This window comes from Streptococcus oralis (genome assembly GCF_001578935.1).
GTDB classification, from domain to species: domain Bacteria; phylum Bacillota; class Bacilli; order Lactobacillales; family Streptococcaceae; genus Streptococcus; species Streptococcus oralis_R.
The window spans coordinates 1176090-1192056 of record NZ_KQ969521.1 but is presented as its reverse complement, the minus strand read 5'-3'; the positions used below and the strand labels follow the sequence as shown (position 1 = coordinate 1192056).

Below are 15967 nucleotides of genomic sequence, written 5' to 3'. Positions count from 1 at the left end.
TTTTTTGTGAAAATATAATAAAATAGATAGTAGAAAATACTACTGTATGAAATGAGACGGTCTTTTCGTCTGGTTAAAGGAAAGCATGACAAAAAAAGTTGGTGTCGGTCAGGCACATAGTAAGATTATTTTAATAGGAGAGCACGCTGTTGTATACGGCTATCCTGCTATTTCCCTGCCTCTCTTAGAGGTGGAAGTGACTTGTAAGGTGGTCCCTGCTGAAAGTCCGTGGCGTCTTTATGAGGAGGATACCTTGTCCATGGCAGTGTATGCCTCGCTGGAGTATTTGGATATCAAAGAAGCTCGCATTCGATGTGTGATTGACTCGGCTATCCCTGAAAAACGGGGAATGGGTTCGTCAGCGGCTATCAGCATAGCAGCCATTCGAGCTGTTTTTGCCTACTATCAAGCCGACCTGCCTCATGATGTACTAGAAATCTTGGTCAATCGGGCTGAGATGATTGCCCATATGAATCCAAGCGGGTTGGATGCCAAGACATGTCTCAGTGACCAGCCCATTCGCTTTATCAAGAATGTTGGTTTTACAGAACTTGAGATGAAGCTATCTGCCTATTTGGTGATTGCTGATACGGGCGTGTATGGTCACACTCGTGAAGCTATCCAAGTGGTTCAAAGCAAGGGGAAGGATGCTCTGCCGTTTTTGCATGCCTTGGGAGAATTGACCCAGCAAGCAGAAGATGCGATTAGACGAAAAGATGCTGAAGGACTGGGACAAATCCTCAGTCAAGCGCATTTACATTTAAAAGAAATTGGTGTCAGCAGCCCTGAGGCAGACTCCCTCGTTGAAATGACTCTTAGCCATGGTGCTCTAGGTGCCAAGATGAGTGGTGGTGGACTAGGAGGCTGTATTATCGCCTTGGTAGCCAATCTGGACCAAGCGCAAGAACTAGCAAAACGATTAGAAGAGAAAGGAGCTGTTCAGACATGGATCGAAAGCCTGTAACAGTACGTTCCTACGCAAATATTGCCATTATCAAATATTGGGGAAAGAAAAAAGAAAAAGAGATGGTTCCTGCTACTAGCAGTATCTCTCTGACTTTGGAAAACATGTACACAGAGACGACCTTGTCGCCTCTACCAGCCCATGCGACTGCTGATACCTTTTATATCAATGGTCAGCTTCAGAGTGAGGCTGAGCATGCTAAGATGAGCAAAATCATCAACCGTTACCGTCCGGCTGGGGAAGGTTTTGTCCGTATTGATACCCAAAACAACATGCCTACTGCAGCGGGTCTGTCCTCAAGTTCTAGTGGTCTATCCGCCTTGGTCAAGGCCTGCAATGTGTATTTCCAGCTTGGATTGGATAGAAGTCAGTTGGCTCAGGAGGCTAAGTTTGCCTCAGGCTCTTCTTCTCGGAGTTTTTATGGACCACTAGGCGCTTGGGATAAGGATAGCGGAGAAATTTACCCTGTAGAAACAGACCTGAAACTAGCTATGATTATGTTGGTGCTAGAGGACAAGAAAAAACCAATTTCTAGCCGTGATGGGATGAAACTCTGTGTGGAAACCTCGACGACTTTTGATGATTGGGTTCGCCAGTCTGAGAAAGATTATCAGGAGATGCTTGTTTATCTCAAAGAGAATGATTTTGCCAAGGTTGGGGAATTAACGGAGAAAAATGCCCTTGCTATGCATGCTACGACCAAAACTGCTAGTCCAGCCTTTTCTTATCTAACGGATGCGACTTATGAAGCGATGGACTTTGTTCGCCAACTTCGTGAGCAAGGAGAGGCTTGCTACTTTACCATGGATGCTGGTCCCAATGTCAAGGTCCTCTGTCAAGAGAAAGACTTGGAGCATTTATCTGAAATCTTCGGTCAACGTTATCGCTTGATTGTGTCAAAAACAAAGGATTTGAGACAAGATGATTGCTGTTAAAACTTGCGGGAAACTCTATTGGGCAGGCGAATATGCTATTCTAGAGCCAGGACAGTTAGCCTTGATAAAGGCCATCCCCATCTATATGAAGGCTGAGATTACCTTTTCTGATAACTATCGTATCTATTCAGATATGTTTGATTTCGCAGTGGACTTGACACCAAATCCTGACTACAGCTTGATTCAAGAAACGATTGCTTTGGTGGGAGACTTCCTTGCTGTTCTCGGTCAGACCTTGCAACCTTTTTCCTTGGAAATCCGTGGAAAAATGGAACGGGAAGGCAAAAAGTTTGGTCTGGGTTCTAGTGGCAGCGTCGTTATCTTGGTGATCAAGGCCCTGCTGGCTCTATATGATATTACGGTTGATCAGGATTTCTTGTTCAAGCTGGCTAGCGCGGTCTTGCTCAAGAGAGGCGACAATGGTTCTATGGGAGACCTTGCCTGTATCGTTGCAGAGGATTTGGTTCTCTACCAGTCTTTTGATCGAAAGAAGATAGCTGCTTGGTTGAAAGAAGAAAGCTTGGCGACGGTTTTGGAGCGTGATTGGGGCTTTTCTATCTCACAAGTACAACCTGCTCTAGAATGTGATTTCCTAGTGGGATGGACCAAGCAAGTAGCTGTGTCTAGTGACATGGTCCAGCAAATCAAGCAAAACATAGACCAGAATTTTTTAAGTTCCTCAAAAGCAACAGTGTCTGCTTTGGTAGAAGCCTTGGAGCAGGGGAATGCAGAAAAAATCATCGAACAGCTGGAAACAGCCAGTCAGCTTTTAGAAGGTTTGAGCCCAGATATTTACACGCCTTCGCTGAGACAGTTGAAAGAAGCTAGTCAAGATTTGCAGGCTGTTGCCAAGAGTAGTGGCGCTGGTGGTGGTGACTGTGGAATTGCCTTGAGTTTTGATGTGCAGTCAACTGAAACCATAAAAAATCGCTGGGTCGATCTGGGGATTGAGCTCTTATACCAAGAAAGGATTGGATATGACGACAAATCGTAAGGACGAGCACATCCGCTATGCCCTTGAGCAGAAAAGTTCCTATAATAGCTTTGATGAGGTGGAGTTGATTCACTCTTCACTGCCTCTTTATGACCTGGATGAGATTGATTTGTCTACAGAATTTGCTGGTCGAAAGTGGGACTTTCCTTTTTATATCAATGCCATGACAGGTGGAAGTGATAAGGGGAGAGAAATCAATCAAAAACTGGCTCAGGTGGCAGAAGCCTGTGGGATTTTATTTGTGACGGGATCTTATAGCGCAGCCCTCAAAAATCCAACAGATGACTCTTTTTCTGTCAAATCTAGCCATCCAAAGCTGTTCCTTGGTACTAATATTGGATTGGACAAGCCTGTTGAGTTGGGACTTCAGACTGTAGAAGCGATGAATCCACTTCTCCTGCAGGTGCATGTTAATGTCATGCAGGAATTGCTGATGCCAGAGGGAGAAAGAAAGTTTCGAAGCTGGCAATCGCATCTAGCAGATTATAGCAAACAAATCCCCGTTCCCATTATTCTCAAGGAAGTGGGTTTTGGGATGGATGTGAAGACCATTGAGAGAGCCTATGAACTGGGTGTTCGAACGGTTGACCTGTCGGGTCGTGGTGGTACCAGCTTTGCTTATATTGAAAACCGTCGCAGTGGTCAGCGTGATTACCTTAATCAATGGGGTCAGTCTACTATGCAGGTCCTTCTCAATGCCCAAGACTGGAAAGACAAGGTCGAACTCTTGGTAAGTGGTGGTGTTCGCAATCCTCTCGATATGATTAAGTGCTTGGTTTTTGGTGCCAAGGCTGTAGGACTGTCACGTACCGTTCTAGAGTTGATTGAAACCTACTCCGTCGAAGAAGTGATTGGCATTGTCCAAGGCTGGAAAGAAGATCTGCGTTTGATCATGTGTGCCCTTAATTGTGCCACCATAGCAGATCTGCAAAACGTAGACTATATTCTTTACGGTAAACTAAAAGAAGCAAAAGATCAGATGTAGAGAGGTCGGGACAAAAATCTCGCCCTTTTTTGTAGCCTTTTGTCAACTGTAGTGGTCTGAAAGAACCTAGCTTGTAGGAGCGATTTCTGTCCTATCTCCTTTTTCCATCCTCAGACCGAGGTGACTTTTTTGAATTGTGATAAAATAGAAGGGAGAGGATGAGTCTATGAAAAAATTTCAAATCTTTTTATTTATCGAAGCCTGTCTGTTGACGGGAGCTCTGATTTTGATGGTATCAGAGCATTTTTCGCGTTTTCTGCTGATTCTATTCCTCTTTTTGCTCTTGCTCCGCTATTATACAGGTAAAGAGGGCAACAACGTATTCCTCCTTGTGGCGACTATTCTTTTCTTTTTCATCGTCATGCTCAATCCCTTTGTGATTTTAGCTATCTTTGTAGCGGTGATCTACAGTCTCTTTCTTCTCTATCCGATGATGAATCAAGAAAGAGGGGATACGGACTTGGTCTTTGAAGAGGTGGTGATGGTTAAAAATGAACGCAATCCTTGGTTTGGCAATCTCCATCATTTCTCTAGTCACCAGACCTGCCAGTTTGATGATATCAACCTCTTTCGCCTCATGGGCAAGGACACCATTCATTTGGAAAGAGTTATCCTAACCAATCATGACAATGTCATTATCCTTAGAAAGATGGTCGGAACGACTAAAATCATTGTACCCGTAGATGTGGAAGTCAGTCTCAGTGTTAACTGTCTCTATGGGGATTTGACTTTTTTTAATCAGCCCAAGCGAGCCCTCCGCAATGAACACTATCATCAGGAAACCAGAGACTACCTCAAGAGTAACAAGAGCGTCAAGATTTTCCTAACTACTATGGTTGGCGATGTGGAGGTGGTCAGAGGATGAAAAAGAAATCTTATCTGTTAATCGGCCTGACTTCTTTCCTCTTTATCCTCTTTTTGGCCAATAGTCTGCTTGATATTTTTGAACTGGATTGGTCCTATTTGCTACAGGATATCGAGAAAACAGAGAAACTCATCTTCTTGATCTTGGTCTTTAGCCTTTCCATGACCTTCTTTTTTGTCCTATTTTGGCGCGTGATAGAAGAAGTCTCTCACAGAAAAATGCAAGTCAATCTCAAGCGACTGCTAGCAGGGAAAGAGGTGGTTACCTTTGCAGATCCAGACTTGGACGCCAGTTTTAAGTCCTTGTCTGGCAAGCTCAACCTCTTGACAGAAGCTGTTCAAAAGGCTGAAAATCAAAGTCTGGTCAAGGAAGAAGCAATCATCGAGAAAGAACGGAAGCGGATAGCACGCGACTTACATGATACAGTTAGTCAGGAGTTGTTTGCGGCCCATATGATTTTATCAGGTGTCAGTCAGCAGGCTTTGAAGCTGGATAGAGAAAAGATGCAGACCCAGTTGCAAAGTGTTGCAGCCATCCTAGAAACAGCCCAAAAGGATTTGCGGGTCTTGCTCCTACATTTGCGACCTGTTGAGTTGGAAGAGAAGAGTTTGGTTGAGGGGATTCAAATCCTCTTAAAAGAGCTAGAGGACAAGAGTGATCTCAAGGTTAGTCTCAAGCAGAATGTGTCTGAATTGCCCAAGAAGATTGAAGAACATATCTTCCGCATTTTGCAGGAATTGATCAGCAATACCCTTCGCCATGCCCAGGCATCTTGCCTAGATGTCTACCTCTATCAGACAGATGTTGAATTGCAGCTGAAGGTGGTGGACAATGGGATTGGTTTCCAGTTAGGGAGTTTAGACGACTTGAGTTATGGACTGCGAAATATCAAGGAGCGGGTCGAAGATATGGCAGGAACGGTTCAACTTTTGACAGCTCCCAAGCAAGGACTGGCGGTTGATATCCGTATTCCCCTGCTAGACAAGGAATCATAAAGGAGTAAAGATGAAAATTTTACTGGTAGATGACCATGAAATGGTCCGATTGGGCTTGAAAAGCTACTTTGACCTCCAAGACGATGTGGAAGTTGTGGGCGAGGCTGCCAATGGGTCTCAAGGCATTGACTTGGCTTTGAAACTGCGCCCAGATGTCATTGTCATGGATATCGTCATGCCTGAGATGAATGGGATTGATGCAACCTTAGCCATCCTCAAAGAATGGCCCGAAGCCAAGATCTTGATTGTGACCTCTTACTTGGACAATGAAAAAATCATGCCAGTTTTGAATGCTGGTGCTAAAGGTTATATGCTCAAGACTTCTAGTGCAGACGAACTGCTCCATGCCGTTCGTAAGGTGGCTGCTGGCGAGCTGGCCATTGAACAAGAGGTCAGCAAGAAGGTCGAATACCACCGCAATCATATGGAACTTCATGAGGACTTGACTGCGCGTGAGCGAGATGTACTTCAACTCATCGCCAAGGGCTACGAAAATCAGCGCATTGCAGATGAACTCTTCATCTCTCTCAAGACAGTCAAGACCCATGTGTCCAACATCCTAGCCAAACTTGAGGTCAGTGATCGCACCCAGGCTGCGGTCTATGCCTTTCAGCACCACTTGGTCGGGCAGGAGGATTTTTAGATGAGTCTTGCAGATTTACTTGTGGAGCTAGAAGCAGCAAAAGACCCTGAGAAAGCAGGCCCAATGGAAGCCTATATGCGCTATCAATTTCCCTTTTTAGGCATTGCAGGTCCTGAAAGAAATGCGCTCTATAGAAAATACTTTCCAAGCGCGAAAAAAACAAAGATGATCGATTGGGATTTTGTGGACACTTGCTGGGAAAAGGAATCTAGAGAATACCAATATGTGGGCGCCAACTATTTGAAAGCTATGCAGTCTTATCTAACAGAGAATGATTTGCCTAAGCTTGAGCGTCTGGTCGTGACCAAGTCTTGGTGGGACACGGTAGATATTCTAGACAGAGTAGTAGGAAGTTTGGTGGCTAACCATCTGGAACTTGAAGAAGTGATTTTAAAATGGAGCCTATCAGACAATATCTGGTTGAGGCGAGTCGCTATTGATCACCAGTTGTTAAGGAAAGAGAAAACAAATGTCCAACTAATGGAAAAGATCCTGGTCAACAATCTGGACCAGACAGAATTTTTTATCAACAAAGCCATCGGCTGGGCTCTAAGAGACTACTCTAAAACCAATCCCGAATGGGTAGCACGTTATATTGAGAAAAATAAGAAACGAATGGCTGAACTTAGTATCAAGGAAGCGAGCAAGTACCTCTAGCACTATTGAAAAGCGCATTCATTACTTGAAAAAAGTCGCTATTATGTGGTATAATGGACTGTATTAAAAATTTTAAGGAGAAATGACAGAATGTCTGTATCATTTAAAAACAAAGAAACAAACCGTGGTGTCTTGACTTTCACTATCTCTCAAGACCAAATCAAACCAGAATTGGACCGTGTATTTAACTCAGTAAAGAAAACTCTTAACGTTCCAGGTTTCCGTAAAGGTCACCTTCCACGCCCTATCTTCGACCAAAAATTTGGTGAAGAAGCTCTTTATCAAGATGCAATGAACGCACTTTTGCCAAACGCTTATGAAGCTGCAGTAAAAGAAGCTGGTCTTGAAGTCGTTGCGCAACCAAAAATTGACGTAACTTCAATGGAAAAAGGTCAAGACTGGGTTATCACAGCTGAAGTCGTGACAAAACCTGAAGTAAAATTGGGTGACTACAAAAACCTTGAAGTATCAGTGGATGTAGAAAAAGAAGTGACAGACGCTGACGTTGAAGAACGTATCGAACGCGAACGCAACAACTTGGCTGAATTGGTTATCAAAGAAGGCGCTGCTGAAAATGGCGACACTGTTGTGATTGACTTTGTTGGTTCTATCGACGGTGTTGAATTTGACGGTGGAAAAGGTGAAAACTTCTCACTTGGACTTGGATCAGGTCAATTTATCCCTGGTTTTGAAGACCAATTGGTTGGACACTCAGCTGGTGAAACTGTTGATGTTATCGTAACATTCCCAGAAGACTACCAAGCTGAAGACCTTGCAGGTAAAGAAGCTAAATTCGTAACAACTATCCACGAAGTAAAAGCTAAAGAAGTTCCAGCTCTTGACGATGAACTTGCAAAAGATATCGACGAAGAAGTGGAAACTCTTGACGAATTGAAAGAAAAATACCGCAAAGAATTGACTGCTGCGAAAGAAGAAGCATACAAAGATGCCGTTGAAGGTGCAGCAATTGATAAAGCTGTAGAAAACGCTGAAATCGTAGAACTTCCAGAAGAAATGATCCACGAAGAAGTTCACCGCTCAGTAAATGAATTCCTCGGAAACTTGCAACGTCAAGGGATCAACCCTGACATGTACTTCCAAATCACAGGAACTACTCAAGAAGACCTTCACAAACAATACGAAGCAGAAGCTGAGTCACGTACGAAGACTAACCTTGTTATCGAAGCAGTTGCCAAAGCTGAAGGATTTGACGCTTCAGAAGAAGAAATCCAAAAAGAAATTGAGCAATTGGCAGCAGATTACAATATGGAAGTGGCACAAGTACAAAACTTGCTTTCAGCTGATATGTTGAAACACGATATCACTATCAAAAAAGCAGTTGAATTGATCACAAGCACTGCAACAGTTAAATAATCTTAAAAGAGAAAAATCCCACCTGATTAGGTGGGATTTTTGTTGTGCTATTTTCCAAAAATCTCTTTTAAGTCTGTATCTGTAATTCCAATCATGGTTGGGATGCTAGACCAGTTTTCTTCGGTGAGGATGTAGGATTGTTCAGAGTCACTTGATGTGGCAGTTTCAGAGAAGGCTTGTTTGCTTTCTTCAATATTAGTTTCAATTAAATCACTGAAACGCTCAATCAGATAGGTCTTGCGGGCAGTCCCGATATGCTTGACTGCATAGTCAAAGGCCTGTAATTCACCAAGAAGGATGAGCTTGCTCTTGGCCCGTGTGATAGCTGTGTAGATGAGATTTCGCTCCAGCATGCGCTTGCTAGCACTGGTGATGGGCAGGATGACAACAGGAAACTCACTTCCCTGAGACTTATGGATACTCATGGCATAGGCCAGGCGAATCTTGTACCATTCGTTACGTGGATATGATACTTCATTGCCATCAAAATCAATGACAATCTCGTCTTGTTTGGACTCGGTGTATTTTCCAGGAATCAGGTCTGTGATGTAGCCTAGGTCACCATTAAAGACATTGACTTCGGCATCGTTGACTAGGTGAATGAGCTTGTCCCCTGTTCGATAGTGACACTGAGTTGCTTCAAAGTTCACTTGCCCCTTTTGCTGAGGATTGAGCAGGTCTTGCATGAGTTGGTTGATGGCATCAATACCAGCAGTTCCTCGATACATAGGCGCTAGCACCTGAATATCGCGAGCCGGAATGCCACTTCTGAGGGCAGCACCAAGAATTTTCTCAATGGTAGCTGGGATATGGCCACTAGCGATTTCAAAGTAGGAGCGATCAGCTTTTTTCTGGGTAAAGTCGGCTGGCAAGATGCCTTGTCGAATCTGACTAGCCAAGGTGACGATAGTTGATTCTTCACTCTGACGGTAAATCCGTTCCAAGCGAGTCTGCGGAATCAGGGGTATCTGGAGCAGGTCTGCAAGGACTTGTCCAGGACTAACAGAAGGCAACTGATCGCTATCACCCACGATGAGAATTTTACTGTTAGAGGAGATATTGGAGAAGAGTTGGTTGGCTAGCCAAGTGTCCACCATAGAAAACTCATCCACGATGATGAAGTCGGCATCCAGATAATCTTCCAGATGACTGGTATCATCGTCTCCCGTCATCCCCAAATGACGATGTATGGTCGCGCTAGGCAAACCTGTCAATTCATTCATGCGCCGAGCTGCTCGACCAGTTGGAGCAGCAAGAAGGATAGGCAGATTGCTTTTTTTCCTGAGATCAAGCCCTTCTAAAAGGGCATAAACAGCGATAATCCCATTGATAACAGTTGTCTTACCAGTACCAGGTCCACCTGTTAGAATAAAGACCTTGTTCTGGATAGCATCACAGATTGCCTGTTTTTGAATGTCATCGTATTGGATAGCTAATTCTTGCTCGACAGTAGCGATATGCTTGTGAATGGTTTCCAAATCCTGACTTTGTTTCTTTCCTTTTTCTAGGATACGAACCAAGTGACTACGAATGCCTTCTTCGGCGAAAAAGAGGCTGTTATCAAAGATTTTGGTATCAATCTGCTGAACCTTGTCTTCTTCAATCAAATGAGATAATTCCTGAGCAACTTGGCTGGGTTCGAGTTCCACGGGACGGGAAGACTCGAGGAGAGTCAGGGTTTGTTCCAGCAAATCTCGGGCTTCCATATAGGTATCGCCCGTATCCATACATCCTTGAAAAAGACTGTGGACAAGGCCAGCACGGAAGCGTTCAGGAGCCTGACTTTCGATGCCTAGTTCGGCAGCCAATTGGTCAGCAATGGTAAAACCCAAGCCCTTGATATCCTCAACCAGCTGGTAGGGATAGTTTTCGGCAACATCAAGGGTTTCTTCCTTGTAAAAATCTTGAATCTGAAAGGCCAGTTTATTGGGAATGCCGTAGTTGGCAAGTTTAGCCAAGACCATTTCTGTTCCATAATTGAGACGGAGGGTGGAAACAAAAGCCTCACGGTTTTTGGCAGAGAGTCCTGAGATGCCTTCTAGCTTTTCAGGATGTTCCAGAATTTCGTCAATGGTATTGTCACCATAGCTATCAACGATTTTTTGAGCCGTTTTGAGACCAATCCCCTTGAAATGACTACTAGAGAAGTACTTGACTAGGCCTTTTCTAGTTGGTTTTGCGCGTTCATAACGGCTGATCTGAAGCTGTTCCCCATACTTGGAGTGCTGAACGATTTGCCCCCAAAAAGTGTAGTCTTCCCCTTCAATTACGTCCGCCATGGTTCCTGTAACGATGATTTCAAAATCGTCAAAGTCCTCTGCGTCCGTATCTTCGATATCTAGGAGGAGAATGCGATAAAAATTACTGGGATTTTCAAAAATAATCCGTTCAATGGTGCCTGAAAAATAAACTTCCATAGGTTTCCTTTACATGAGTTCGTGAGAGTTGTACCCTTAGCTTCTTTCAACAAGCTAGGAGACTAAAAGGTCTTCTTCTCGCAATAGAAAAAGAGACTGAGACTTAGCATTCTCGGCCTCTTCCTTATCTTAAAAAGTTCCGATACGGTTAAGTGGCCAGAAACGGAATTTTGCTTCGCCTTTGATATCGCTGGCCTTAAAGGTACCAACGTGGCGGCTGTCGCTAGAGACTAGACGATCGTCACCAAGGAGAAGGTACTCACCTTGAGGGACAGTAAAGCTGAAGCTGGTATTGGAATTGACATCGACTGTAAAGGCCTGTGCCTTTTGAGCAAGTTCTCTAAAGTAAACTCCCTTATTGCCTTCAAATCCTTTTCCTGTATAGGTGTTCTGCAACTTTTCTGTTTTGAACAAGTTGAGATATTCAGCTAGGTAGGGTTCATCCGTTTCTTCACCGTTGATAAAGAGTTTGTCATTTTCGTAGCGGATGGTATCTCCAGGCATGCCGATGACCCTTTTGACAATGTCTTTATTTCCGTCTTCCTCATGCGCAACCACGATGTCGAAGCGGTCAATTGGGAGGTGTTTAACAACGAAGAGAACTTCTCCGTCGGCTAGGGTAGGATCCATCGAGTGCCCTTCCACACGGACATTGCTCCAAAGGAAGATGCGGCTAAGGCCTACCAGCGCGATAATCAGGAAGAAAACTCCCCATTCTTTTAGAAATGTTTTAAGCGAATTCATAATTTACCTTTCTAGAAGTGCTTTGGCTTTTTCAGTATTTTTAAAATGCAGTTTGGCGCAGAAATGAAGTCCCTTCATACCATAGGCTTGCAGGATTTTACTAGCAACCTTATCAGATGCAGTTCCAGCGCCGCTTGGCAGTTGATAGCCCAGTTCTCGTCCAAGATTTTCCAAGTTTTCGAGGAAGAGATCCCGCGCGATGATAGAGCTAACCGCAACAGCCAAGTATTTGCCCTCGGCTTTTTCTTCCAAAGTAATCTTGTTTGGAAAACGGTTAGCTTCTTGCGCCAAGTATTTGCCATAGTTTCTAGGACTTGTAAAAGCATCAATCACGATTTTTTCTGGCTGGACTCCTTTTTGGAGAAGGAGAAAAATAGCCTGATTGTGAAGAGCAACTTTTACAGAAACAGCATTGTAACGCTCTCCGATAACTTCGTTGTACTTGCTCGGTGAAAGGAGGAGCGCTTGGTGCTGGATTTTTTCCTTGAGGATAGGGGCAATCTGACGAATCTTTTGGTCTGTCAGGGTTTTTGAATCCCCCACACCGAGTTTTCGCAAGAAGGCATGCTGGTCAGGTGTCACGAAGGAAGCCACGACAGCAAGCCCACCAAAGTAGGAACCATTCCCCACCTCATCGGTCCCAATCATAGGAAAATCTTGTCCACTGGTTTCCTCTACAACTTGATAGCCAAAGAAACTGGCGTACTGCTCAGCAGCTTCGCCCTGCAGGAGGACTTTTCCAGAAGTGTAGATGGAAACCGTTGCCTGAGGAAAGCGCAAAAAATAGCGGATATAGGGATTTTTACTAGGACTGAGAGCCTTCTGATACTGACTTAAAAAGCTCTGAATTTCCTGTTCACTTGGTGTGAGTGTGATACTTGCCATAGTCTCTATTGTACCACAAAAGCAGGAGAATTGGTAAAAACTGACAAAGTTAGCGAAATTTGGTATAATATCGTGAGGTGAATTTTATGGCAAATCTAAATCGATATAAGTTTACATTCGGGAAAAAGACATTAACCTTAACAACCGAGCATGACAACCTCTTTATGGAGGAAATTGCCAAGGTTGCGACTGAAAAATACCAAGCAATTAAAGAACAAATGCCTGGGGCGGATGATGAAACCATTGCGCTTCTTTTGGCGGTCAATTGTCTATCTACACAACTCAATCGTGAAATTGAATTTGATGACAAGGAGCAAGAGTTGTTAGAACTCCGTCACAAGTTGGTTGCTGTCAAACAAGAACAGAGCAAGATTGAGGATTCCCTATGATTTCAATCCTGCTCTTATTGGTTCTGGCTTGGGGCTTTTACATCGGCTACCGTAGAGGTTTGGTCCTGCAAGTTTATTATTTTCTCGTTGCAGTGATTTCAGCCTTTGTTGCTGGGCAGTTTTATAAATCGCTAGGTGATCAATTTCACTTGCTTGTTCCTTACGCCAATCCTCAGGAAGGACAGGGAACCTTTTTCTTCCCTTCAGATCAGCTTTTTCAGCTAGATAAGATCTTTTATGCGGGTTTGGCTTATCTCCTGGTTTTTGGAATTTGTTACAGCCTTGGACGACTTATTGGTTTGTTCCTACACTTGATTCCGACTAAAAAGCTAGATGTCAAATGGTTTCGTATCGGATCAGGCCTATTGTCGCTATTGGTAACCTTATTTGTCTTGCAAATGGCTCTGACCATTCTTGCAACGGTGCCTCTGGCAGTCATTCAAAATTCACTCGAAAAAAGTATAGTAGCCAAACAGATCATCCAAAGTGTCCCTTTCACGACAAACTTTATCAAACAACTCTGGGTGACAAATTTAATCGGATAAAAAGGGCGGGATTTTTCCTAGCCCTTTGTTTACAGATTGGACGACTAGGTCAAAACCTCTAGTTGTTATAATCTTGTAAACCAGCATACAAGGAAAAAATATGAATACAAAAATACTAGAAACCTTAGAATTTAATAAAATCAAGGCCTTGTTTGAACCTCATCTCCTGACAGAACAAGGCCTAGAGGAGCTAAAAGGCTTGGCTCCAACCGCCAAGGTGGATAAGATCAAACAAGCCTTTACAGAGATGGAGGAAATGCAAGCTCTATTTGTGGAGCAACCTCACTTTTCCATCCTAGCGACGCGTGAGATATCAGCTGTCTGCAAGCGTCTGGAGATGGGGGCGGACCTCAATATTGAGGAGTTCCTGCTCCTCAAACGGATCTTGCTTGCTAGCAGAGAGTTGCAAAGTTTTTATGCCAATCTTGAAAACGTACGCTTGGAGCAGTTGGCGAGATGGTTTGAAAAACTACATGATTTTCCACACTTGCAAGGGAGTCTTCAAGCCCTAAATGATGCAGGATTTATCGAAAATTTCGCCAGTGAAGAGCTAGCACGCATCCGTCGGAAAATCCATGATAGCGAGAGTCAAGTTCGAGATGTCTTGCAAGACTTGCTCAAACAAAAAGCGCAGATGCTGACGGAAGGCATAATTGCTAGCAGAAATGGCCGTCAGGTCTTACCTGTGAAAAACACTTACCGCAATAAGATTGCAGGTGTTGTTCATGACATCTCTGCTAGTGGAAATACGGTCTATATTGAGCCACGTGAGGTGGTCAAACTGAGCGAAGAAATCGCTAGTCTGCGAGCTGATGAACGCTATGAGATGATTCGTATCCTACAGGAACTATCAGAACGGGTCCGTCCTCATGCTGCTGAGATTGGGAATGACGCTTGGATTATCGGCCATTTAGACTTGATTCGTGCCAAGATGCGTTTCATTCAAGAAAGACAAGCAGTTGTTCCTCAACTTTCAGAGAACCAAGAGATTCAACTCCTTCATGTTCGCCATCCTTTGGTCAAAAATGCTGTCGCAAACGATGTACACTTCGGTAAGGAATTAACGGCCATTGTCATTACAGGTCCCAATACAGGTGGGAAGACCATCATGCTCAAAACCCTGGGCTTGACCCAGCTCATGGCCCAATCTGGATTGCCCATTCTAGCTGACAAAGGAAGCCGTGTCGGTATTTTCGAAGAAATCTTCGCTGATATCGGGGATGAGCAGTCTATCGAGCAAAGCTTGTCTACCTTCTCCAGCCACATGACCAATATCGTAGATATTCTTGGTAAGGTCAATCAGCACTCGCTCTTATTGCTAGATGAGCTTGGGGCAGGTACCGATCCGCAGGAAGGTGCAGCCCTTGCTATGGCTATTCTGGAGGATCTTCGTCTGCGTCAGGTCAAGACTATGGCGACGACCCACTATCCAGAGCTCAAGGCCTATGGTATTGAGACAGCCTTTGTGCAAAATGCCAGCATGGAGTTTGACACAGCGAGTCTCCGTCCGACCTATCGCTTTATGCAGGGAGTTCCTGGTCGAAGCAATGCCTTTGAAATTGCCAAGCGCCTGGGCTTGTCAGATGTCATCGTGGGAGATGCCAGCCAGCAGGTTGATCAGGATAATGACGTCAACCGTATCATTGAACAATTGGAAGAGCAAACGCTTGAAAGCCGTAAACGCTTGGACAATATCCGTGAGGTCGAGCAAGAAAACCTCAAGATGAACCGTGCTCTCAAAAAACTCTACAACGAACTCAATCGTGAAAAAGAAACCGAGCTCAATAAAGCGCGTGAACAGGCTGCCGAGATTGTGGCACTCGCTCTAAGTGAGAGTGACCAGATTCTTAAGAATCTTCACAGTAAGTCTCAACTCAAACCCCACGAAATCATTGAAGCCAAGGCTGAGCTGAAAAAACTGGCTCCTGAAAAAGTCGACTTGTCTAAAAACAAGGTCCTTCAAAAAGCCAAGAAAAAACGAGCTCCAAAGGTGGGGGATGATATCGTGGTTCTCAGTTATGGACAACGTGGAACCTTGACGAATCAACTTAAGGACGGCCGTTGGGAAGCCCAAGTCGGTTTGATCAAGATGACTTTGGAAGAGAAAGAATTTGACCTTGTTCAGGCTCAGCAAGAAGCCCCAGTCAAGAAAAAACAAGTCAATGTCGTCAAACGTGCTTCTGGTCGTGGTCCGCAAGCCAGACTGGATCTCCGAGGCAAACGGTACGAAGAAGCTATGAATGAGTTAGACGCCTTTATCGACCAAGCCCTGCTCAATAACATGGCACAGGTAGACATCATCCATGGTATCGGAACAGGAGTCATCCGTGAGGGCGTCACCAAATACCTGCAAAGAAATAAGCATGTCAAGAGTTTTGGCTATGCTCCACAAAATGCTGGAGGCAGTGGTGCCACCATTGTAACCTTTAAAGGATAAGAAAAGCCTGAGGAAATACATGATTCCTCAAGCTTTTTTATCATTTCTTTTAAATATCCTCAAATATGCTATAATAGAACTAGAAAATTGAATAAAACCGAAGGGTATACCCTTCCTTTATATATACATATAAAGGAA

General features: G+C 44.1%; 15 protein-coding genes. 12 read left to right on the top strand and 3 right to left on the bottom strand.

Annotated features, from left to right (window positions below):
- The first annotated feature begins 85 nt into the window (after positions 1 to 85).
- From mvk to tig, 9 genes are all read left to right on the top strand, one after another.
- Positions 86 to 964, top strand: a complete 879-nt coding sequence (mvk, locus tag SORDD15_RS05875) for a mevalonate kinase (protein ID WP_061415428.1) — start codon at positions 86 to 88, stop codon at positions 962 to 964.
- Positions 946 to 1899, top strand: a complete 954-nt coding sequence (gene mvaD / locus SORDD15_RS05870; RefSeq protein ID WP_061415426.1) for a diphosphomevalonate decarboxylase — start codon at positions 946 to 948, stop codon at positions 1897 to 1899. The genes mvk and mvaD overlap by 19 nt, the downstream gene beginning before the upstream one ends.
- A complete protein-coding gene (locus SORDD15_RS05865; protein WP_061415424.1) occupies positions 1886 to 2893 on the top strand; it encodes a phosphomevalonate kinase in 1008 nt (335 codons plus the stop codon). Before mvaD ends, SORDD15_RS05865 begins: the two co-directional genes overlap by 14 nt.
- Positions 2877 to 3878: a type 2 isopentenyl-diphosphate Delta-isomerase gene (fni, locus tag SORDD15_RS05860; protein WP_061415422.1), complete on the top strand. Its 1002-nt coding sequence runs from the start codon at positions 2877 to 2879 to the stop codon at positions 3876 to 3878. The genes SORDD15_RS05865 and fni overlap by 17 nt, the downstream gene beginning before the upstream one ends.
- A gap of 166 nt (positions 3879 to 4044) precedes the next feature.
- The gene (liaF, locus tag SORDD15_RS05855) at positions 4045 to 4743 is read left to right on the top strand and encodes a cell wall-active antibiotics response protein LiaF (protein WP_061415419.1); all 699 of its coding nucleotides are present in this window, start codon (positions 4045 to 4047) and stop codon (positions 4741 to 4743) included.
- Positions 4740 to 5738, top strand: coding sequence for an envelope stress sensor histidine kinase LiaS (locus SORDD15_RS05850; RefSeq protein ID WP_061415417.1), 999 nt, complete (start codon positions 4740 to 4742; stop codon positions 5736 to 5738). Before liaF ends, SORDD15_RS05850 begins: the two co-directional genes overlap by 4 nt.
- A gap of 10 nt (positions 5739 to 5748) precedes the next feature.
- Complete coding sequence (locus tag SORDD15_RS05845; RefSeq protein ID WP_061415415.1) at positions 5749 to 6381, top strand: response regulator transcription factor; 633 nt, start codon at positions 5749 to 5751, stop codon at positions 6379 to 6381.
- Entirely contained in the window at positions 6382 to 7038 is a 657-nt protein-coding gene (locus SORDD15_RS05840; RefSeq protein WP_061415413.1) for a DNA alkylation repair protein, read from the top strand. It abuts the gene before it with no gap.
- Positions 7039 to 7128: 90 nt separating this feature from the next.
- A complete protein-coding gene (gene tig, locus SORDD15_RS05835) occupies positions 7129 to 8412 on the top strand; it encodes a trigger factor (protein WP_061415411.1) in 1284 nt (427 codons plus the stop codon).
- Between the two features lie 47 nt (positions 8413 to 8459).
- Here the strand turns inward: tig and SORDD15_RS05830 are convergent, their stop codons facing one another.
- From SORDD15_RS05830 to rnhC, 3 genes are all read right to left on the bottom strand, one after another.
- Positions 8460 to 10829, bottom strand: a complete 2370-nt coding sequence (locus SORDD15_RS05830; protein WP_061415409.1) for an SF1B family DNA helicase RecD2 — start codon at positions 10827 to 10829, stop codon at positions 8460 to 8462.
- Positions 10830 to 10958: 129 nt separating this feature from the next.
- Positions 10959 to 11573 (bottom strand): signal peptidase I, encoded by a 615-nt coding sequence (gene lepB, locus SORDD15_RS05825; RefSeq protein ID WP_061415407.1) that lies wholly within the window; start codon positions 11571 to 11573, stop codon positions 10959 to 10961.
- Between the two features lie 3 nt (positions 11574 to 11576).
- Positions 11577 to 12458, bottom strand: coding sequence for a ribonuclease HIII (gene rnhC / locus SORDD15_RS05820; RefSeq protein ID WP_061415405.1), 882 nt, complete (start codon positions 12456 to 12458; stop codon positions 11577 to 11579).
- A gap of 86 nt (positions 12459 to 12544) precedes the next feature.
- On the opposite strand from rnhC, the gene zapA reads away from it, so the two are divergent.
- The 3 genes from zapA to SORDD15_RS05805 all read left to right on the top strand — a co-directional run bounded on the left by zapA (position 12545) and on the right by SORDD15_RS05805 (position 15829).
- Positions 12545 to 12847, top strand: a complete 303-nt coding sequence (zapA, locus tag SORDD15_RS05815; RefSeq protein WP_061415403.1) for a cell division protein ZapA — start codon at positions 12545 to 12547, stop codon at positions 12845 to 12847.
- The gene (locus SORDD15_RS05810) at positions 12844 to 13392 is read left to right on the top strand and encodes a CvpA family protein (RefSeq protein ID WP_061415401.1); all 549 of its coding nucleotides are present in this window, start codon (positions 12844 to 12846) and stop codon (positions 13390 to 13392) included. The genes zapA and SORDD15_RS05810 overlap by 4 nt, the downstream gene beginning before the upstream one ends.
- A 100-nt stretch (positions 13393 to 13492) precedes the next feature.
- Positions 13493 to 15829, top strand: a complete 2337-nt coding sequence (locus SORDD15_RS05805) for an endonuclease MutS2 (RefSeq protein WP_061415400.1) — start codon at positions 13493 to 13495, stop codon at positions 15827 to 15829.
- Positions 15830 to 15967 lie beyond the last annotated feature (138 nt).